This is a genomic window from Pseudomonas sp. NFIX49 (assembly GCF_900115915.1).
GTDB classification, from domain to species: Bacteria; Pseudomonadota; Gammaproteobacteria; order Pseudomonadales; family Pseudomonadaceae; genus Aquipseudomonas; species Aquipseudomonas pharyngis.
In genome coordinates this window covers 196,733-215,595 of record NZ_FOYE01000006.1, presented here as the reverse complement: position 1 = coordinate 215,595, position 18,863 = coordinate 196,733, and the positions used below count along the sequence as shown (strand labels likewise).

General features: G+C 60.3%; 15 protein-coding genes. 1 reads left to right on the top strand and 14 read right to left on the bottom strand.

Annotation, left to right across the window (positions count from 1 at the left end; translation table 11 throughout):
- Positions 1-164: 164 nt before the first annotated feature.
- Complete coding sequence (locus BMZ46_RS18715) at positions 165-1,523, bottom strand: glutamine synthetase family protein (protein WP_074690683.1); 1,359 nt, start codon at positions 1,521-1,523, stop codon at positions 165-167.
- 161 nt (positions 1,524-1,684) lie between these two features.
- Here BMZ46_RS18715 and BMZ46_RS18710 point away from each other — a divergent pair, with 161 nt between their 5' ends.
- Complete coding sequence (locus BMZ46_RS18710) at positions 1,685-2,593, top strand: helix-turn-helix domain-containing protein (protein WP_074690530.1); 909 nt, start codon at positions 1,685-1,687, stop codon at positions 2,591-2,593.
- A 109-nt stretch (positions 2,594-2,702) separates the two neighbouring features.
- Here the strand turns inward: BMZ46_RS18710 and BMZ46_RS18705 are convergent, their stop codons facing one another.
- The 13 genes from BMZ46_RS18705 to BMZ46_RS18645 all read right to left on the bottom strand — a co-directional run bounded on the left by BMZ46_RS18705 (position 2,703) and on the right by BMZ46_RS18645 (position 18,860).
- Positions 2,703-3,752 (bottom strand): acyltransferase family protein, encoded by a 1,050-nt coding sequence (locus BMZ46_RS18705; protein WP_074690531.1) that lies wholly within the window; start codon positions 3,750-3,752, stop codon positions 2,703-2,705.
- Positions 3,753-3,879: 127 nt separating this feature from the next.
- Positions 3,880-5,358: a family 16 glycosylhydrolase gene (locus BMZ46_RS18700; RefSeq protein ID WP_074690532.1), complete on the bottom strand. Its 1,479-nt coding sequence runs from the start codon at positions 5,356-5,358 to the stop codon at positions 3,880-3,882.
- Complete coding sequence (gene galE, locus BMZ46_RS18695; RefSeq protein ID WP_039768589.1) at positions 5,358-6,413, bottom strand: UDP-glucose 4-epimerase GalE; 1,056 nt, start codon at positions 6,411-6,413, stop codon at positions 5,358-5,360. The genes BMZ46_RS18700 and galE overlap by 1 nt, the downstream gene beginning before the upstream one ends.
- Before the next feature lie 29 nt (positions 6,414-6,442).
- A complete protein-coding gene (locus BMZ46_RS18690) occupies positions 6,443-7,861 on the bottom strand; it encodes an oligosaccharide flippase family protein (RefSeq protein WP_074690533.1) in 1,419 nt (472 codons plus the stop codon).
- A gap of 13 nt (positions 7,862-7,874) precedes the next feature.
- Positions 7,875-8,828 carry a glycosyltransferase family 2 protein gene (locus tag BMZ46_RS18685; RefSeq protein WP_074690534.1) on the bottom strand — a complete coding sequence of 318 codons (954 nt, stop codon included), beginning with the start codon at positions 8,826-8,828 and terminating at the stop codon, positions 7,875-7,877.
- 16 nt (positions 8,829-8,844) lie between these two features.
- Complete coding sequence (locus BMZ46_RS18680) at positions 8,845-10,158, bottom strand: O-antigen ligase family protein (protein ID WP_074690535.1); 1,314 nt, start codon at positions 10,156-10,158, stop codon at positions 8,845-8,847.
- Positions 10,155-11,267: a glycosyltransferase gene (locus tag BMZ46_RS18675; protein WP_074690536.1), complete on the bottom strand. Its 1,113-nt coding sequence runs from the start codon at positions 11,265-11,267 to the stop codon at positions 10,155-10,157. Before BMZ46_RS18675 ends, BMZ46_RS18680 begins: the two co-directional genes overlap by 4 nt.
- Positions 11,264-12,343 carry a glycosyltransferase gene (locus tag BMZ46_RS18670; RefSeq protein ID WP_074690684.1) on the bottom strand — a complete coding sequence of 360 codons (1,080 nt, stop codon included), beginning with the start codon at positions 12,341-12,343 and terminating at the stop codon, positions 11,264-11,266. Before BMZ46_RS18670 ends, BMZ46_RS18675 begins: the two co-directional genes overlap by 4 nt.
- A 2-nt stretch (positions 12,344-12,345) precedes the next feature.
- Positions 12,346-13,050: a WecB/TagA/CpsF family glycosyltransferase gene (locus BMZ46_RS18665; RefSeq protein ID WP_074690537.1), complete on the bottom strand. Its 705-nt coding sequence runs from the start codon at positions 13,048-13,050 to the stop codon at positions 12,346-12,348.
- Positions 13,051-13,063: 13 nt separating this feature from the next.
- A complete protein-coding gene (locus BMZ46_RS18660; RefSeq protein ID WP_074690538.1) occupies positions 13,064-14,404 on the bottom strand; it encodes a UDP-glucose dehydrogenase family protein in 1,341 nt (446 codons plus the stop codon).
- A gap of 67 nt (positions 14,405-14,471) precedes the next feature.
- On the bottom strand, positions 14,472-15,863 hold the full coding sequence (locus BMZ46_RS18655) for an undecaprenyl-phosphate glucose phosphotransferase (protein WP_074690539.1): 1,392 nt from the start codon (positions 15,861-15,863) through the stop codon (positions 14,472-14,474).
- Between the two features lie 148 nt (positions 15,864-16,011).
- The gene (locus tag BMZ46_RS18650; protein ID WP_039768574.1) at positions 16,012-18,324 is read right to left on the bottom strand and encodes a GumC family protein; all 2,313 of its coding nucleotides are present in this window, start codon (positions 18,322-18,324) and stop codon (positions 16,012-16,014) included.
- Between the two features lie 2 nt (positions 18,325-18,326).
- Entirely contained in the window at positions 18,327-18,860 is a 534-nt protein-coding gene (locus BMZ46_RS18645; protein ID WP_039768572.1) for a polysaccharide biosynthesis/export family protein, read from the bottom strand.
- Between the last annotated feature and the right edge of the window lie 3 nt (positions 18,861-18,863).

Below are 18,863 nucleotides of genomic sequence, written 5' to 3'. Positions count from 1 at the left end.
ATCGACACCTCTTCGATTGATCTTCCCATGCTGATCGTTCCCACGCTCCGCGTGGGAATGCAGCCCGAGACGCTCCGCGTCCCAAAGCGGACGCTGAGCGTCCATTGAGGCATTCCCACGCAGAGCGTGGGAACGATCGTTGGGTTGGGTTGTTTTTATTTTGGTTAAACGCTCAGCAACAGGAACTCCCGCTCCCAGGAACTGATCACACGCTTGAAGTTTTCATGCTCGGCACGTTTCACCGCGACGTAGCCGCGCACGAACTTGCTGCCCAGGTACTGCGCGACGGTGTCGCACTCTTCCATCTGGGTCAGGGCTTCTTCGATGGTGATCGGCAGGCGCAGGTTGCGGCGCTCGTAAGCCCGGCCTTCGACGGCGGCGCTCGGTTCGATGCCTTCGACCATGCCGATGTAACCGCACAGCAGGCTGGCGGCGATGGCCAGGTACGGGTTGGCGTCGGCGCCGGGCAGACGGTTTTCAACCCGCATCGCCTCGGGCCCAGAGGTCGGCACCCGCAGGCCGACGGTGCGGTTTTCTTCGCCCCATTCGACGTTGACCGGTGCCGAGGTGTCCGGCAGGAAGCGGCGGAACGAGTTCACGTTCGGCGCGAACATCGGCAGCACCTTCGGGATGTACTTCTGCAGACCGCCGATGTGATGGCGGAACAGGTCGCTCATGCTGCCGTCGGCATTGGCGAAAATCGGCTGGCCGCTGGCGATCTCAACCACGCTCTGGTGCAGGTGCATGGCGCTGCCGGGCTCATCGCCGATCGGCTTGGCCATGAAGGTTGCGGTGACGTTGTGCTTGAGCGCCGCTTCACGCAGGGTGCGTTTGAACACGGTGATCTGGTCGGCCAGATCCAGTGCATCGCCGTGGCGGAAGTTGATTTCCATCTGCGCCGGGCCGTCTTCGTGGATCAGCGTGTCCAGGTCCAGGCCTTGCAGTTCGCACCAGTCGTAGACGTCTTCGAACAGTGGGTCGAATTCGTTGGCGGCGTCGATGGAGAACGACTGACGACCGCTTTCGGCGCGACCGGAGCGGCCGAGCGGCGCCTTGAGTGGCAAGTCCGGGTCTTCGCAGCGCTGGGTCAGGTAGAACTCCATTTCCGGCGCCACGATCGGCTTCCAGCCTTTGTCGGTGTACAGCTGCAGGACTTTCTTCAGCACGTTGCGCGGCGACAGTTCGATCGGGTTGCCGAACTTGTCGAAGGTGTCGTGGATGACGATGGCGGTCGGCTCGATGGCCCACGGAATCACGTACACCGCGTCGCTTACCGGCTTGCAGACCATGTCGATGTCGGCCGGGTCGAGCAGGTCGTAGTAGACGTCGTCGTCGACAAAGTCCCCGGTTACCGTTTGCAGCAGCACACTTTCCGGCAGGCGCATGCCTCGCTCATGCAGGAACTTGTTGGTCGGTGCGATCTTGCCGCGGGCGATGCCGGTCAGGTCGCTGACCACGCATTCCACTTCGGTAATCTTGTGATCTTTCAGCCATGTGAACAACTGATCGAAAGGGGCATTCATAAAGACCTCGTCGTTGGTTTTGTTGACGCGGGGGAACGCGATTTCATCTTTCGCAGGCTTCCCCTGTGGCGCGTTGACGACTATCTTGGGCGGGCCTTGCCGTTCCATCTATCCACTTTCAGCAGCACCAAAGCGCACCAAAAGAGTGCGCAAGGTTCACCATGACGACGTGCAATCCGCTTCAGGTCCAAGCGTTCAACACCGCCGATGTCACCGAACAAATCCGCGCCACGCCGGGTTGGGTGCAGCATTACCAGCAGATGTCGCCAGGGCATTTCGCCGGGCAGATTCGCTATCTGGATTTGCAGGGAGTGGAGGTTTACGAAGAACAGATGAACACCCGGGTCGAGCAGAATTTCAGCGCGCCGCAAGGGGCGCTGGCGTTCTGTTTCGATCGCAGCGACAACGCGCTGTATCTGCTCAATGAAGAGAGCCGCAACATCTGGATCACCCCGGAGAACTACCAGGAAATCGCTGTGGTGTTCGGCCCGGAATTCGTCCAGCGCAACGGACTGGACATGGCCCGGCTGGAGGGGTTGTTCATGGCACCGCTCAATGGCGCGCAGAATGGATTGTTCAGCCGCTGGTTAAGCTCCACTCTCACGAAGTTGTCGCAAGCCCTTGATCTGCCGAGTAAAGAGGCACTGACTCAGCAGCTATTGGAGGACTGCCTGTTCATCCTCGACAACGCGAGCGTGTGTCTGGACGGCGGCGGTTTGCAGCGTCGCGCCGAGGAGCGAATCACCCTCAAACGCGTGGGCGAGTGGGCGGCGGATTCGCCGGAAGAAACCCTCAATCTGCTCGAGTTATCGCGGGTCGCCGGGGTTTCCCTGCGCCAGTTGCAGCAGACCTTCAAGGCTTACACGGGGATGTCGCCGAGCCACTGGCTACGGTTGCGCCGGCTCAACAGTGCGCGGCGCGAATTGCTCAAGCGTTCGCCTGCGGAGACCACCGTGGCGGAAGTGGCGATGAACTGGTCATTCTGGCATTTAGGCCGTTTTTCAAGCAGTTATCGAGCATTGTTCAAGGAGTTACCGAGCGAGACGTTGAAGCGCTCATCGTCCTTGTGACGGGCGCTCTGCGCCACAAACAAAAAAAGGCGGGAGAGGTTTCGGTATTCACCGAAGCCTCTCCCGCCTTTTTCATCTGCCGATATTGCCAAGCCTGTTGCGTTACCGACTAACCAACTCTGAGACGCTTGAAGGAGGACGAAAGAGATCTTTTCATCAGTCTGGCCATCGGGGTTTCTATTTCTTTATGGATGACATGGGACGCACCTATCATCAAAGCGATGGTGCCCCAGAGCAGCACGTGTGGATTGATGGTCGGATAAGCGATGTTGAAGATCATGAAGCCGATCATTTGATGCAGCAGGTAAAGCGGGTAAGTCAGTGCGCCCAATGCTGTCCAGTCGAACTTCCCCACGGCTGACGTCTTATGCGTCGCGATAAAAAGGAAGGTCATGAAAAACAGGGCAATGACGCCGCAGATGATCAAGGAGTCGTATTCGGTCGAATATTTCAGTTCAATCGACTCGGCCCACTTGATCGCGTTGAAGCTGGCCAATGCCTGCGCGGCTGCCAGCAGGGAAATACGGGATTTGGTAAAACCCTTGTCCCAGATGATGTAGAACGTCGCGCCAGCGATGAAATAGGCCGCGTAGTCGGTGATCAGGACCGAGCGCAGCTTTTCGAAAGCAAAGACTTCCGCTGCGGCCGAGATCAGCAGCCAGAGTACAAGGAAGGTTTCTATTTTCTCTATCTTCTTGAAAGCCAACAGGATCGCGATCATCAAGTAGAACTTTATCTCGACGAACAGAGACCAGTAGACCCCGTCTATGGGGGGCACACCGAGCAGGTCGCCTAGAAAGGTCAGGTTGATCAGGTATTGATAGAAATCGGCCGAAAATCGTGGCTGCCCGATGGCCAGCGTGATGAGAAAGGTGATCGTGCAGCACACCCAGAACGCCGGGCAGAGGCGGATGACCCGAGAAATGAAGAACACTTTGAGGTTGTTGCTCGAAGCGGTCATCAGGATCACGAATCCGCTGATCATGAAAAACAGTTCGACGCCCAGATACCCGTATTTGGCAACGTCAGCCAAAAGTGGATAGGGCATGACCGACATCTCACCCCTCGCATAGCCGCGAAACGCATAGTGAAAGATCACCACCGCGAACGCCGCAAGAAAGCGCAGCAAATCCAGTTCTGTCAGCCGTCGGTTGTTCATGTGCATGCGCTCCGGGGGTGTTCGCGCGAATTGAAAACTGACGACTGTGCCGAGTGAAAATCGACTCAAGGCGAAAGCTATGACGGTTGGGGCGGCTCATCGTCTGGCCCCAGGCCTGGTGTGAGGGTCAAGGATTGCGTTGCCACATGCGGATGTAATCGACTTCAAAAGTGGAGGGAAGGTCAGCATCGTCGACCACGCCGAACCATTTCCACATGGCCTCGCTGTCGAAGACGATCTGCATGGGGAAAAAGAAATAATGGTTCTTCGATTCTCTGACCAGCACACCATCGACGTACCAGCGCAGGGTATCGGGCTGCCAGTCGAAGCCGTAGACATGAAAGTCGCCGGCCAGCCGCCAGGGACTGGTCCAGGTGCTGCCGTTGGCAATATGTTCAGTGCTGTGCGGCGTGGCCCAGAGGTGGGCGTTCATGTTGTAGGCGCGGTCTGAAAGCGCATTTTTGGTCTTGCCGCCGATTTCAAAGATGTCGATTTCGGTAGCGTTGTCAGTCATGCCCGTCCAGGCCAGCCAGAAGGCGCTGGACGCTGCGGAATTCATGGGTTTGGCCCGCGCTTCGTAGTACCCGTAGAAGCCGCGTTCAAGGGTACGCACCATGGCTGAGGTGTAGTCCTTGAAGCCGAGCTCGACGTATTTCTGCGCCAAGGTTTCCTTGCGAAAGACAATGTTCAGGTTGCCATTGCCGACACTGGCGTTGCGCTCGGTGAACAACGCCGGCTTGCGGCCCAGTGACTCATTCCCGACAGCATTGTTGACGTGCCAGCGTGTGCGGTCGAGGGTGGTGCCATCGAACTCGTCGGACAGCGTCGTGTTGAGCACCCATTGCCCGGCATTGGCCTGATCGGACAAGGGCAGTTGGGCGTTGATGCGCGTCGGCGATGTCCCCAATGGACCGACGCGGGTCCAGGTGTCGGCATGCGTGGGGATGGTCACGGACCATTTGTCTGCCAGGTATTGAAAGGCGCGCTGGCGCTCGGCGAGCGAGGCGAATGGACGGTCATACACCAGCACTTCGGCGATGTCGCCGCGAAAATTTTCCGAGTGACCGACGGCATTGCGCCCGACCCCGTAGGGGCCGATCGGCACGTCGTGCAGTTCCAGCACGGAAACCGTCGGCTCGTACTCCCCGGTTTGCGCCAGGCTGACCGCGAAATTCGGCAGCACGTTGTCGTTGCTGGCGGCCTGCGGGCGTGAACTGAACAAGCGTTGCCAGGGATCGACTCCGGCCTGTTCCGGCAACCGCCGGGACACGATCAGTACGGTCACAGATCCTTTAGCCGTGCGCAGGGCCCGGCCGAGTAATCCCGAATTGCCGTCGAAGCGCACCACCGCATGGCCATTGAGGCTGTTTCCTATCCACTGTGGCGGTGAGCTGGCGTCAGCGACCGTCGCGTCATTGGCCTTGCCGGATTTGTCGCTCCAGCGCTGGAGCCGGTTCTGCGCATCCAGGGTCATCGCGGATGAGTCGGCCGCGTCCAGCCACAACACGAGGCCGGTGGTCGGTACAGGCGCTGGCGCCTGCGCGGCGTTGCTTGCCAGCGCAACCGAAAACAGCACGACCAGCAGACATTCCTTGAGCATCGGCATCACTTCACCGCAACGGGTGCCGGAATCTTGAATGAAGATTGATACCCCTGCGGATTGCACGACTGCCAGCGCCAGCTATCGGTGATCATTTGTTCCAGGCCGCGCTGCGCGCTCCAGCCCAGTTCGCGTCCTGCCTTGGCCGGATCGGCCCAGCACTTGGCGATGTCGCCGAGACGTCGAGGGGCGAAGCGGTAGGGAATGCTGATGCCGGTGATGTCCTCGAAACTGTGGATGATCTGTAGCACGCTGTAGCCGACGCCCGTGCCGAGGTTCCAGAAATGAATGCCATTGTCGTGCTGTAGCACTTGCAGGGCCTTGAGATGACCGATGGCCAGGTCGACCACGTGGATGTAGTCGCGCACGCAGGTTCCGTCCACGGTGGGATAGTCGCTGCCGTACACCGTGAGTTCGGGTATCCGGCCTATGGCAACCTGGGTCAGGCAGGGCAGCAGGTTGTTGGGGCGGCCGCTCGGGTCTTCGCCGATCATTCCGCTTTCGTGGGCGCCGATCGGGTTGAAGTAACGCAACAATCCAACGCTCCAGCGCGGATCGGAGTTGCACAGATCCGTCAGCAACTCTTCGATCATGAGCTTGGTGCGGCCATAGGGATTGACCGGTTTGCCGGTGCCGAAATCTTCGGCAATCGGCGTGCGAGTAGGCTCCCCGTACACCGTGGCTGACGAGCTGAACACCAGCCGAAATACGTTATTGCGGGCCATCGCCTGACACAGGCCAAGCGTGCCGGCAACGTTGTTGACGTAGTAGTCCAGCGGCTTGCGCACGCTTTCCTCGACGGATTTGAGACTGGCAAAGTGCACGACGGCGTCGATGTCGTATCGGCTGAAGATATCGTCGAGCAGGGCCGGGTCGCGAATATCGCCCTTGATGAAGTCGACCCGGGTCAGGGTCAGTTGCTCGAGGCGCCGGATGCACTCTCGACAGCTGTTGCACAGGTTGTCGAGCACCAGCACCTTGTGGCCGGCGTTAATGAGGGCCAGAGCCGTATGCGAGCCGATGTAGCCGGCACCGCCAGTAATCAACGTGGTTTTGCGCATGGTGAGGCCTTCCTGTCTCAGGGCTGAACTCAGCGGGAGGTGAAAACCGATTTGAATTCCTGTGGCCAGTGCGGGTGCAGGGCGCTGTAACCCACGGCATAACTCAGTGCGCCGAGTACGACGCTGCCGATCAAATGCAGGTAACCCTGGAGACCCAGCTGCGGTAGCACCAGCAGCACGGTTGCCGCCATGACCAGGGAAGCGATCACGCTGCGGTAACTGGCTTCGAAAAAGCCGCGCCAGCTGTAGCCGATCGCCGTGTTCAGGCCGCGGATTTGCAACGGCGTGATGACCAGCATGCGCGCCAGCAGAGCGACGGCTGCAGCCATGCCGCCGTACAGGTTGCCGAGGGCGTAGACCAGCGCCAGGGCCAGCGCGGTGGTCAGCACTTCAGCCTTGATCGTGAGGTGGCTGCGGTTGACCGCCACCAGTGCGGTGGTGGCGTACATGGCGCTGTTGCCGATGGCGGCGGTGCAGGCCAGCACTTGCAGCAGCGGAATGGCCTCTGCCCATTTGGCGCCGAAGATCAACAGGATCAGGTCGCTTGCGGTGAGTGCGAGTCCGACGAACAGGGGCGTCAACACAAAACCGCTGACGGCGGTTGAATCGCCAACGATCCCGATCAATCGTTTGGGCTCTGCGCTGCGCCGGGAGAACGCCGGCAGCGCGTAGCTCAGCAAGCCGTTGTAGATCGCGGTGCGTGGCAGTTCGATGATGCGCATGGCCATGTTGAACATGCCGACCGCGTTCGCGCCGGCGGTGATGCCCAGAACCACATTGACTCCGCGCTGCAGGGTTTGCGAGCTCAGCGCGTTGACGGCAACCGGTGCGCCTGACCTCAACAACTCGCGCAGGATCGGGCCGTCGATGTGAAAGGGGATGTGGCGTGGGTCTGCGCGCATCAACACAATGATCGACACCAGTTCCATGATCAGCGCCTGGGCAATGACCGCCCACGCACCCAGTCCCCAAAGCGCCACGGCAATCCCGCCGACACCACCCGCCACTTTGCCCAGCAATGTGCGCGAAGCCAGCATCTTGAAGTTACCGCTGCGGCGCATCTGCGCCACATAGACCCGCGCCATCATGGTGAACAGGATCTTTATCGAGGCTATCGCCGTCATCCATTGCAGCAGCGGGTCGGGGGTGTACAGCATGACCGCGCCGGAAATGACGCCAATGCTCGCCAGACTGACCAGCACCGCCGCCCAGTAGGCGGTGCTGATGTGCTTGTCCTCCAGTCGCTCAAGCCGGACCAGCGGGTCTTCGAGCACCGAGGAGTACACCAGACCGATCAACTCGACGATGGCGATGATTACCGTGCCCACACCCAGCTCGGCAGGCGACAGCAGCCTGGCGTAGGCGACAAAGGTAATCATCGACAGCAGGATCAGGCCGAATTTCTCGGTGAAGATCCAGGTCAATGTCGTCAGACGGTGGTTGGCCATGGCGGATTCCGGATCAATGAGCCGTGGTTGACGCCGTTGCCTTGCGCAAGGTTCTGGCGCGGGCATACAGGTAGCGCAAGGTCGGTTTGCCGCTGGCGAAGATCAGGGCCTGCCAGGAGCAATCCAGCATTCGCCGGTACACGCCGAGGACCTGGTCATGCTCGCCACGTCGGGAAAACGCCTCGAGAAAATCGGTGTGGTTGCCCAGCACGAAATCGATCCGCTGCTGCCGGGTCAGCTGCGCGCCGTAGCGGGCGAGGTACACCTCGATGAAGCGGATTTTGTTCTGGTAGTACTTTTTCGGATTCGCGGTCATGTTGCCGCCATTGACCGTGCGCTCCAGCAACACCTCCGGCACCGTGTGGATCTCCCAGTGTTCGGCGATCCGGGTCCACATGAAGCGGTCTTCGGAATAACGCAGGCTGGCATCGAAGCCGCCGAGTTGCATGATCACGTCACGCTTGACCAGCGCGGTGGAAACGCCATTGACGACGTTGGCGTGGATGAAATCGTAGAAATGCCGGCCGTTCTTCAACCGGTCGTCCCGCTGACGTCTGCCATCGCTGTAATTGACCTGCGCATAGCAGTCGATCAGCCCCACCGGTCGACCCTGTCGCGTGAGCTCGTCATACAGTGCCAGTTGTAACTCCAGCTTTCGCGGATGCCATTGATCATCGGCGTCGAGCATTGCCACAAACGTCTCTTCAGAGTGGCGCATCCCATGATTGCGGGCGCTGGCCTGGCCTTCGTTGGTTTGCTGCAACAGGGTCAGGCGAAACGGCGCGGCGAAGTCTCGAACCCGTTGTGGTCCGTCATCGGTGGACCCGTCGTCGATGACGATGACGTGATCGGGCAGTCGGGTTTGCCGGGCCAGGGAGGTCAGTGTCTGCTCGATGCTGTCGGCGCCGTTGTACATCGGGATGATGACGCACACCGAATCTGCTGAAGGGGAGGATTGGTTGGGCACGGTGATTCTCCTTGGGTTACGCGCGGGCGGAATCGCGCGGTAGTGCGCGGCCCGACGAGCGCTGACGCAGCGCTGCCGGTGAGGATTCGGGGTAGGTCGCGTGGTGGTGCCGGAAGGTCAGGGCCAGGGTGCAGAACACCAGAAACTCGGCGGAGCGGTAGTTGGGAATCACGTACGCCACATAATTGGTGACGGCGAACAGGCCGATGATGACCAGCGCACTGGCACGAAACCGGGCTGCCTGATTCGCCGTCACCGCGCGGTATTGCTTGAACAGTGCCTCACCCAACATCAATGCCAGCGCCGTCAACTGGATGAGGCCGCCGTTGAGCAGGGTCTCCATGTAGCCGCTGTGGGCGTTGCCGATATAACCCCAGCGGGTGATGAACGCATCGGCATCAGGGCTGGACCAGAAGGCGCCGAAGCCGTAGCCCTTGAGAAACTGGCTGTCGATAAAGGGCGCGAGCAGCTCCCAGATCAACGTCCGATCGGTCAGTGACGGGTCGCGACCGGCCATTTCCAGCAGCACCGCAAAGTTGCTGTACAGAAACAGACAGACCAGCAGGTAGAGCAGGGTGCATCCGAGGAACAGCAGCTGTGAGCGATTGATGCCCAGGCGGATCATTGTGAGGAAGTACCAGTAGCTGATCGTGCCGGAAATGATCAGCGCCACGCCGGTGGCTGACTGGGCAAGCAGGATCGCGACCAGCGAAAAGAACGAACAGAAGAGCGCCCAGCGATTGCGCTGCCGGATCATCGGCAGCAACAGCATGATGGCGATCGCATTGAGTCGGGCGCCGGCATTCTTTTCGGCGAAAACACCTTTGAACGCGCCGTCGCGAATGCCCCCGGAGAGAAACGCCACTTCAGGCATGACCACGGCGAGCAACAACCCGATCAACGCCGCGATGCCGATGGCGCAGCCGAGCATGAAGGCGATTTTTTCAAGGGAGTAGTTATAGGCAATGAAGCCTGCAAAAAACACCACGCCGAGCAGGGCGATAAACCGTTTGAGACTGAGCATCGGGTCGTGGGACCAGCCGATCGATGCGATGACACAGAGCAGGAACACCAGCAGAAAGAAATTGCTGCGATAAAAGGTCTTGCTGAGGAACACCTTGTTGCGGATGAAAAAGAACAACGGCACCAGCAGCGTGATGAGGCCGCAGACCTGATTGGCGACATTGCCTTCGAGGTCCTTGTTGATATCGCCGAAGCTCGCGGCACTGCCCAGACCCAGGACAAAGGTAATCACCTGGATGTAGAACAGGATGCCGAACAGCGTGAAGGCGTCGCGCAGTGTCGAATAGCGGATCGTCAGGGGGCTCATGATGACGGGTCTCCGATCAGCGCTTTGAGGTAGGTCTGCACCGCGCTGGCACTCATGAATCGCGCGGCCGCATCAAGGCGTGATTGACGCTGCAGATCGCGCGGTATGGACAATTGCTCGGCGATGGCCTGTGCCAGGGCGATCGGATCTTCCACTGCGACCAGCGGGGCAACCACGCCGCCGCCGAGAATCTCCTGAGGGCCATGGGGGCAGCGGGTCGCCACCACCGGCGTACCCGTGGATAACGCCTCGACCAGCGCGTTGGGGCTGCCCTCGAAACGCGACGACAGCACGAAGCAATCGGCTGCGGCCACTTCTGCCAGGGGATCGTTGGCATAGCCCGGCAGATCGAAGCGTTCCGCCACCCCCAGCTGTTTCGCCTGTTCAAGCAGTTCGGCCCTGAGGGCGCCTTCGCCAAAAATAATCAGGCGGGCATGCTGATCCGGCAGTGCGGCGAACGCTGTGATCAGCGTGTCGAACCCTTTTTGTGGCGCCAGACGCCCCACGGCGACGATCACCGTGCCGGACTTTTCCAGCAGCCAGCGGTGGCGGGGCGGTCCCGGTGTCTTCTCGCGAAAATCGTTGTCGAGCACCGGATTGTCGGCGATGGTCACGTCTTGGCGCCGGGCGAGGGTGGTATCGACCAGATCCTGGGCGACACCGCGCGAAACGCAGATCACCGGATTGGGAATCAGCCGATACAGCAGCGGCGCCACCCGATAAGCGATGCGCACCATCAAATCGGGATTCACGTGCCGGTCATGGGAAAAGGCATTGCGCTCGCTGACGTGCAGCCGGGCCAGCGTGCCGGACAGTGCCGCCGCGATGATCGCCACCACGTTGACGTGGGTGAGGGCTGCCAGCTGGGCGTCAAAGCGATTGTCACGCAGGAATCGCGTGAGTGCCGGCACCGCACGGACGCTGCGCGGGCTGTGCAATTCGACTTTTTTCACACGCGGATCGAGATGCGCTGCGTGAAGGCCACCGCCGGTGAGCATCAGCAATGTCACGTCGTTGCCTGCATCCACCAGCGCTTTGGCCAGGCGCGCCATCATTTTTTCAGCACCGCCGGCGCTGAGGTCATGGAGGATGATCAGTAACTTTTTCATTGATTCCAGACCTGGTAGTACGCCTGCGCCGCGTACTGACTGGTGTACGGGCGCAGGGTGGCAGTGAGCGTCTCTTCGCCGGGGGCGATGGCATGACTTGAGATCAGGTTGCGCAGCATTCCCTCGGCCAGTGCCTGTACATCGTTGACGATCACCAGTTGACCGAGTCGGCCGTGGTCCAGCAGTTCTCTGGGCCCGGTCTCGCAATCGCAGGCCAGCACCGGCGTGCCCAGCGCCAACGCCTCGATCAGCACGGTCGGCATGCCTTCTTGCAGCGAACTCAGAATGAACAGTCGGGCGTGCCTGAGCACGGGATAGGGATTGCTCATGAACCCGCTGAAATGCACACGTTGCGCGATACCCAATTGCCTGGCCTGGGTGACCAAGGCTTCGCGCAACGGGCCATCGCCGACGATCACCAGATCCGGCAGCGCCGCGCTGCGCAGCGCCAAGGCGTAGGCATCGAGCAGCAGATGAAACCCTTTGGGTTCGACCAGACGCCCCAGGCTCAGCCAGTAGTTGCGGGGCAAGTCGGCGGGCCGGGGCGCCCGGGCGGCTTGAAACAGTTGATCGGTGACGACCGCGTTGGGGCAATAGCTGATGCGCTGCCGCCCCCAGGGCACGGCATCGGCGAGGGTCTGGCGCAACGCCGAGGACACCGTCACCACCTTGCCGCTGCCACACAGGTACAAGGCGTAGAGCAGACGCAGGCTTGAGGGGCCGGTTTTCTGTTCGCTGCAGTCGAGGGTCGCATGCCGGCTGTAGATGACCTTGCAGGCACTGCCGAGGGTGGCGAACCACGTGCAGAGGTTGGCCTGCTCCTTGGCGGAAATGAGATGGGTGACACCTTCGTGCCGTATGAGCCGGCGCAGCAAAACGATGGACTTGAACAGGCCGACGAGGCCGTTGCCGCCACCGCTGAAGCATTGAATGTCCCGGGTGTCGGGCATGTCTGCGTTCATGACGAAAAAACTCACGCGCCGGCCGTCCTTGAGAAACTGCTCGGACAGCCGCTGCTGAACGCGCTCGACGCCACCGCCGGGCTTGAAATCCTTGAGGGTAAACAGGATGTGCATGGTCATTCCCCAACGCTGATGGCGACTTTGTGTCGAACGATCATGTTCAGCAGGTGCAGGAAGTTGCTCGGGTAATCGATGAGGTAGCGTTTGATCGTGTGGGGCTCGCGGTACATGCGATAGAACGCGCGCAAGTGCAGGCGGTTGATCAGCGCCGGGTAGTACTGCCGCGTGGCCAGAGCTTCCTGGCGGATGAACCCGCCACAGCTGAAGGCGACACCGCGAAAGCCTGCGCGCAGGGCATCCTGCTCGAACTGCTCTTGCCGTCCGGCGCCCAGGCCGACGATCAGAATGTCCGCTGCGCTGCGACAGATGTCGTACCGAATGTCTTCGGCCTGGGCAGCGTCGAAATAGCCGTTGTGATAGCCGGCGATGGACAGCTGCGGATAAAGGATCTTGATCTTGCTGATGAACAGGTCGAGTTCGGCTTGTCGGGCGCCGACGAAATAGACGCGTTTGCCCTGTTGCTCGGCGCTGCGCAGCACGACGTCGGCTATCGAGGTGAAGTCGAAGCTGACCCGGCCAATCGGTCTGCCGGTGATGCGAGACATGAAGGTTGACATCAGCATGCCGTCGCAAAAATAGGCAACGCTGCTCGGATTCTGCTCGAAAAAACTGCCAATCGAGGCAAAGTTGATGAAGGAATAGGCCTGGTTGGCCTCCAGCAATTTCGCCGAGTAGTGGCCGACTATCTCCAGTTTGAACATGGCGCGGCTCCTCTCAGAGAACTGAAGGGGTCTGCCGACCCACGGAGACGTAGGTGAACCCACGTTTGCTCAACCGCTGCGGATCGAACAGATTGCGCCCGTCGAAAATCAGTGGCTGTTTGAGCAACCGGCTGAGCTGGTCGAAGTCCGGTGCCCGAAACGATTGCCACTCGGTGACGATGATCAGGGCGTCGGCATTTTTCAGCGCCGCCTCCTTGGTGCCTGTCAGCGTCAGGTCGTCGCGCGAGCCGTATAGGCGCTGGGCCTCTTCCATGGCTTTGGGATCAAACGCCTGCACGCTGGCGCCGGCTTGCCACAAAGCCTCCATCAGTACCCGGCTGGGGGCTTCGCGCATGTCGTCGGTGTTGGGTTTGAAACTCAGCCCCCACAGGGCAAACGTCTTGCCGCGAAGGCGGCCGTCGAAGTGATCGAATACCTTGCGGTAGAGGCTGGCTTTCTGTTCCTGGTTGCGCGCCTCCACGGCCTTGAGCACCCGGGCGTCAATGTCGACAGCGTCGGCCGCCTGTATCAGCGCTTTCACGTCTTTGGGAAAGCACGAGCCGCCGTAGCCCAGACCTGGGTAGATAAACTGGTAACCGATGCGCGGGTCGGCGCCGATGCCGTGGCGCACTTTTTCAATGTCGGCGCCGAGCCTTTCGGCGAGGCAGGCCATTTCGTTCATGAAGCTGATTTTGGTCGCCAGCATGCAGTTGGCGGCGTACTTGGTCAGCTCGGCGCTGCGAACATCCATGACGATGATTTTTTCGCGGCTGCGATTGAACGGTTCATACAGTTCGCGCATGACCTCTTCGGCACGCGGGCTGTCGGTGCCGATGATGATCCGGTCCGGGCGCATGCAGTCCTCGACCGCGCAGCCTTCCTTGAGAAATTCCGGGTTTGAAACCACGTCGAACGTCAGATCGCCGCGACCGTTGTCGGCCAATACTTGCTCGATACAGGCTCGCACCCGATCGCCCGTACCGACGGGCACGGTGGATTTGTCGACGATGATCTGGTGCCGATCCATGTTCAGCGCGATGGTCTGCGCCACGCTCAGCACGTATTGGAGATCCGCCGAACCGTCTTCGTCGGGCGGTGTGCCGACGGCGATCAACAGCACATCGCCATGGTGAACGGCGTCCACCAGGTCTGTGCCGAACCGCAGCCGGCCGCTTTGGTAGTTGTCGCGCACCAGACTCTTCAGGCCCGGTTCGTAGAGCGGCAGCGTGCCCTCTTTCAATGCCTCGACCCTGCCGGCGTCGACGTCGACGCACAGCACGTTGTGCCCGACCTCGGCCAATGCAGCTCCCTGGACAAGGCCTACGTAACCAATACCGAATACGCTCACATTCATGGTCGAACCTCAGATCGTGGTGACGGTTATCAACGGTCGGGCAGGGGACGGCAGAGTTGGGGCGGGCTTAGTAGATGTTTTTCGAGAACAGGGTGAAGGGGGTCTTGATGAGGATTTTGATGTCGAGCCACAGCGACCACTGGTTGATGTAGTTGAGGTCCTGGGCGACGCGCAGCTGCATCTTTTCCACGGTCTCGGTTTCCCCACGATGGCCGGTGATCTGGGCCAGCCCGGTGATCCCCGGCTTGAGGCGATGCCGGGCCATGTAGGCGCGCACCTTGCCGGTGTAATAAAGGTTGTGGGTGACGGCATGCGGACGCGGGCCGACCAGCGCCATGCGGCCGGACAGCACGTTGAACAGTTGTGGCAATTCGTCGATGGAACTGCGGCGCAGAAAACCGCCGATCGGCGTCAGGCGATCATCGTTGCGGGTGGCCTGCCGAACCTGCTGGTCGTCGTGGACGTGCATCGAGCGAAACTTCCAGACCTTGATCACTTCGCCGTTGCAGCCGTGACGGTTCTGCTTGAACAGCACCGGGCCGGCGGAGGTCAGCTTGACGGCTATGGCCACCACCAGCAGCACCGGGCTGAGCAGAATAATCGCCAGGGCGGCAAGGCTGCGTTCAAACAGATCCTTGCAAAACAGGCTGGCAGGGTGCGAGCTGATCAGGCTCTCGTTGAGGTAGATGGCCGGCATTCGCTCGATTTCCGAGATCGAATGGTTGAGCAACACCATGCTGCCGAAATCCGGGATCCACACCACGTCGACGTTCATGTCCAGCAGGTCGATGTAGAGGGCTTCGATGGTGGCGGCATGGGCCATTGGCAGCACGATATAGACACGACGCACTTCCAGGCCCGTGATGATCTCGCGGATGGCGGAAACGTGGCCGAGCAACGGCAGAATGCTGGGTGCAGGGCCGCAGCTGTCCTCGGCGGCAATGAAGCCCAGCACCAGCGCGCGGTTCGGTCGGGACAGTTTTTTCGCCAGTTCATGGGCCGTCGGGCAGGTACCGATGATCACCGAACGGCGTCCGTTGCAGACCTTGCGTGAATACAGGCGGGCCAGGTAATGCAGGGGCAGAAAGCTCAAGGCCTGAACCACGAAACCCAGCACCGCCCAGACCATGATCACCTGGCGTGAATAAATGGCGCTGGTCTGGGTGAAGAACGCAATCGCCGCCAGTACGGCCAGCAGGGTCAACCACCCGGCCAGCAATCTGCCGAGCCCGACCAGCAGGCCATGGCGCTTGTGGTAGACCTGCATCACGCTGTAGATCGGCACCGAGCCGAGCACCGTCAGAATGATCAGGATCCGGTATTCGCTGGTCAGACTGCCGACGCGCCAATGCACGAGCAATATCAACAGCGCCGTCACCAGCGACAGCGCGCACAGCCACTGGCCCCAGAACGTCAGGCCTCGGCGGTGTGTCATGTGAGCGGTATAGAGCGATGTCATGGGCTTAACCTCGAGACAGCATTCATGCATCAGCGCGAATCGAGCAGGCACGGCGTGCCTCCCGATGGCTTTTCCGTAGCTCGGCGGAGGTGAAGCGAGTGGTGCGTTGGCAGAAGAGGGCGTAGCGGCGGGCGTATGCGCCCGATGGTTACCTGGGCGCGAAATCGTAGTTATAGAACGCCCGGGAGTGGTGGTAGCCGTACTTGCGCGCCTTGCGCAGGTCGACCTGGTTAAGCACCGTGCCGAAGACCGGCACATGGCTTTGTTGCAACATGGCAATCCCTCGCTGAACCTGGCTGATCGAGGTGCTGTCAGCCTTGACGACATAGATCACCGCGTCCGAATGTTTTGCCAGCAGCAGCGCGTCACTGATCATCTCCGCTGGGGGAGAATCAATGATGATGTGGCGATAACGTGACCTGAGCGCCTCGAGCATGCGCGCCATGCGCGGCGAGCTGAGCAAATCCTGTGGCGGTGGCTGAACCGGGTTGAGCGGATCGCCAGGGGACGGCAGGCGCGGCGCAACGAACATATCCAGCGACGGCGGCAAGACCTTCCCGGCCGGCAGCATGTCCAGATTGCCCACTGAAACAATGCAGTCTTCAAGCCTGGCCGTGCCGGCAATGACATTCGCCAGTCCGGGGCTGTCCGGCGGAAAATCGAAGTTCAGCGACAGGGTTGGCTGACGCATGTCGGCATCGATCAGCAGCACGCGTTCCAGCGGTGTCAGCGAACTGGCGAGGTTGGTGGCGATGGTGCTTTTGCCCTCGCCGGCAACCGTGGAGGTCACGAGCACCACTTGTGACGGTTTTTCGCTGCTTTGCAACATCAACCAGGTGCGCAGGTTGCGAATGGTCTCGGAAAAACGCGGGTTGTCGTTGTCCTCGAACAGGCGCGCCAGTTGCCGACGACTTTTCTTTATCACCAGCGGCACGACGCTGAGCAGTGGAACATTCAACACGCTCTCGATCGATTCATCGGTTTTGAAGGTATTGCTCAGACTCTCGAAGAGCAGTGCCAAACCGACGCCGATCACCGCCGCAATCAGCCCGACGATCGCGACAATCAATGTCTTGCGCGGTTTGCTCGCGTCGACGGGAACGATGGCCGGGTCGACGATGCGCACTTTCGTCGAGTCCATGTCGGCGGTGGCCGTGGTTTCTTTCAGGCGTGTGACGAAGGTTTCATACAGCGCGCGCGTGCTGTCGACCTCACGCTGGAATTCGCGCAACTGGAACTCTTTGCGCGCGATGTCCTGGATTTGCGCCTTGTTGCTGTTGAAGGATTGACGCAGCGACGCTTCACTCGCCGTGGCGAGCTGGTATTGCCGCTCGATACCGGCCACTACTTGCTGCACCTGCAATTGCAGGCTGGTGGTGGCGGTGCGCAACTCGGTTTGTGCGGAGATCAGGCTGGGGTGCTTCGGACCATAGCGCCCGGCCAGTTCATCAACCTTGGCCTGGGCCACCGCGCGATCGGCCTGGAATTTCTGCACCAGGGGGTTGCTCAAGACCGCCGGCACGCTGGACAGTCGGCTCAGGTCGCCGTTGCCCAGGGCCTTCGCCTGCCGGTACTCGCTCTCGGCTTCAGCGCGGTTGCGTCGGGCGTCGACCATGCGGTTGCCGGTCATTTCCAGTTCGTTGGCGCTGATGGTGGCAACGCCGCCAACATCCACCAGACCTTGTTCTTCGCGGTAACCCTGCAGCTTTTTCTCGGCCGCTCGCAGGTTGTCGCGCAGCTTGATCAGACGCGTGTTCATCCAGGCCGTGGTGGTTTGCGACGATTTCTCGCTGGTATCGAGCTGGCTGTCGGTAAAGCCCTGAGCCAGTGCGTTGGCCGCCGCCGCTGCCAGAACAGGGTCTGGCAACTCGACTTCGATTTCGAGCAACTGGCTTTTGCCAACGAACTTGACGCTGGTGTGCAGCATGAGGTTCTGCGTGACCTGATTGAAGACGTCTGCTTCAGTGAGTGGCTCTTTCTTTTGCGGTAGATATCGACCTAGCCCCGGGATCCATTGATCAAGGTCCAGATCGGCCAGCCATTGGCGCGGCGCAAACCAGGACTTTGGCTGCTGGCGCGGATCGGTGACCGGGTGAGTCGTCAGCCCGAGTTTTTTCACCGCGCGTTCGGCGAGGTCTCGCGATTGCAGGAGCGCCTGCTGAGTCTGCAAGTAATCTGTGGCGTTGCCGCCTGAGTCCTTGACTTGCTGGAACGACATCAGCGGAGGTGTTTTGTCGTTGAACAGCAGGGTGGTGCTGCCAATGTATTGCGGCGTGATATTGGAGACCACCACGGCCGCCAATACGCAACTGAGCAGCACCAGCCAGCCGATGCGCCACTTGGCGCGCCAGATGATCCTCCACAGATTGAGCAGATCCAGGGTGTCCTTGTCTTCGGCGTGCTGCGGATGCAGATGCGCTTGAAGAGGACGTTCGACGTAGTTGCTTGGGCTGTTGTCCATGATCAGAAAAAGCCTTGTGCAATGGAAATGGTGTCGCCGGGGGCGATCGTGGTGCTGCGTGAAATGTTATCGGTGACGCTTTCGCCACTCTCGCTGCGCAAGATGGTCACTCGCTTCATCGAGGCCCGCTCGGTCAAGCCACCGCCCAGTGCAATGGCTTTTTCCAGTGTCAGTCCGGGCACGAACGGATAGCTGCCGGGCTTTTTCACTTCGCCATTGATGTAGAACGAGCGGTATTCAATCTGGCTGAGACTGACTTTCGGGTCGATCAGATAACCCTGCTTGAGCCCGTCGACGATGATTTTCTCGACCTGGCTGGGGGTCAGTCCCTTGGCGGAAATCTCTCCCAGAAACGGATAGGAGAAGGTGCCGGCATCGCTGAGTCGGATCTTTTTGATGCTCAACTCCGGTTCACCGAAAACGATGATTCGCAACACGTCGCCGGCAGCGAGTTTGTATTGCGTGGCAGGATCTGCCGCATGGACGTGAGGCAAGAGAAACAACGCGAACAAAAGGACAAGTGTGCGAGTGTTCATGTC

Excerpts from the sequence above, each read along its gene's own strand:
- BMZ46_RS18715 (WP_074690683.1), bottom strand. The coding sequence starts at position 1,523 with ATGAATGCCCCTTTCGATCAGTTGTTCACATGGCTGAAAGATCACAAG.
- BMZ46_RS18710 (WP_074690530.1), top strand. The coding sequence starts at position 1,685 with ATGACGACGTGCAATCCGCTTCAGGTCCAAGCGTTCAACACCGCCGAT.
- BMZ46_RS18705 (WP_074690531.1), bottom strand. The coding sequence starts at position 3,752 with ATGAACAACCGACGGCTGACAGAACTGGATTTGCTGCGCTTTCTTGCG.
- BMZ46_RS18700 (WP_074690532.1), bottom strand. The coding sequence starts at position 5,358 with ATGCCGATGCTCAAGGAATGTCTGCTGGTCGTGCTGTTTTCGGTTGCG.
- galE (WP_039768589.1), bottom strand. The coding sequence starts at position 6,413 with ATGCGCAAAACCACGTTGATTACTGGCGGTGCCGGCTACATCGGCTCG.
- BMZ46_RS18690 (WP_074690533.1), bottom strand. The coding sequence starts at position 7,861 with ATGGCCAACCACCGTCTGACGACATTGACCTGGATCTTCACCGAGAAA.
- BMZ46_RS18680 (WP_074690535.1), bottom strand. The coding sequence starts at position 10,158 with ATGAGCCCCCTGACGATCCGCTATTCGACACTGCGCGACGCCTTCACG.
- BMZ46_RS18675 (WP_074690536.1), bottom strand. The coding sequence starts at position 11,267 with ATGAAAAAGTTACTGATCATCCTCCATGACCTCAGCGCCGGCGGTGCT.
- BMZ46_RS18670 (WP_074690684.1), bottom strand. The coding sequence starts at position 12,343 with ATGCACATCCTGTTTACCCTCAAGGATTTCAAGCCCGGCGGTGGCGTC.
- BMZ46_RS18665 (WP_074690537.1), bottom strand. The coding sequence starts at position 13,050 with ATGTTCAAACTGGAGATAGTCGGCCACTACTCGGCGAAATTGCTGGAG.
- BMZ46_RS18660 (WP_074690538.1), bottom strand. The coding sequence starts at position 14,404 with ATGAATGTGAGCGTATTCGGTATTGGTTACGTAGGCCTTGTCCAGGGA.
- BMZ46_RS18655 (WP_074690539.1), bottom strand. The coding sequence starts at position 15,863 with ATGACATCGCTCTATACCGCTCACATGACACACCGCCGAGGCCTGACG.
- BMZ46_RS18650 (WP_039768574.1), bottom strand. The coding sequence starts at position 18,324 with ATGGACAACAGCCCAAGCAACTACGTCGAACGTCCTCTTCAAGCGCAT.
- BMZ46_RS18645 (WP_039768572.1), bottom strand. The coding sequence starts at position 18,860 with ATGAACACTCGCACACTTGTCCTTTTGTTCGCGTTGTTTCTCTTGCCT.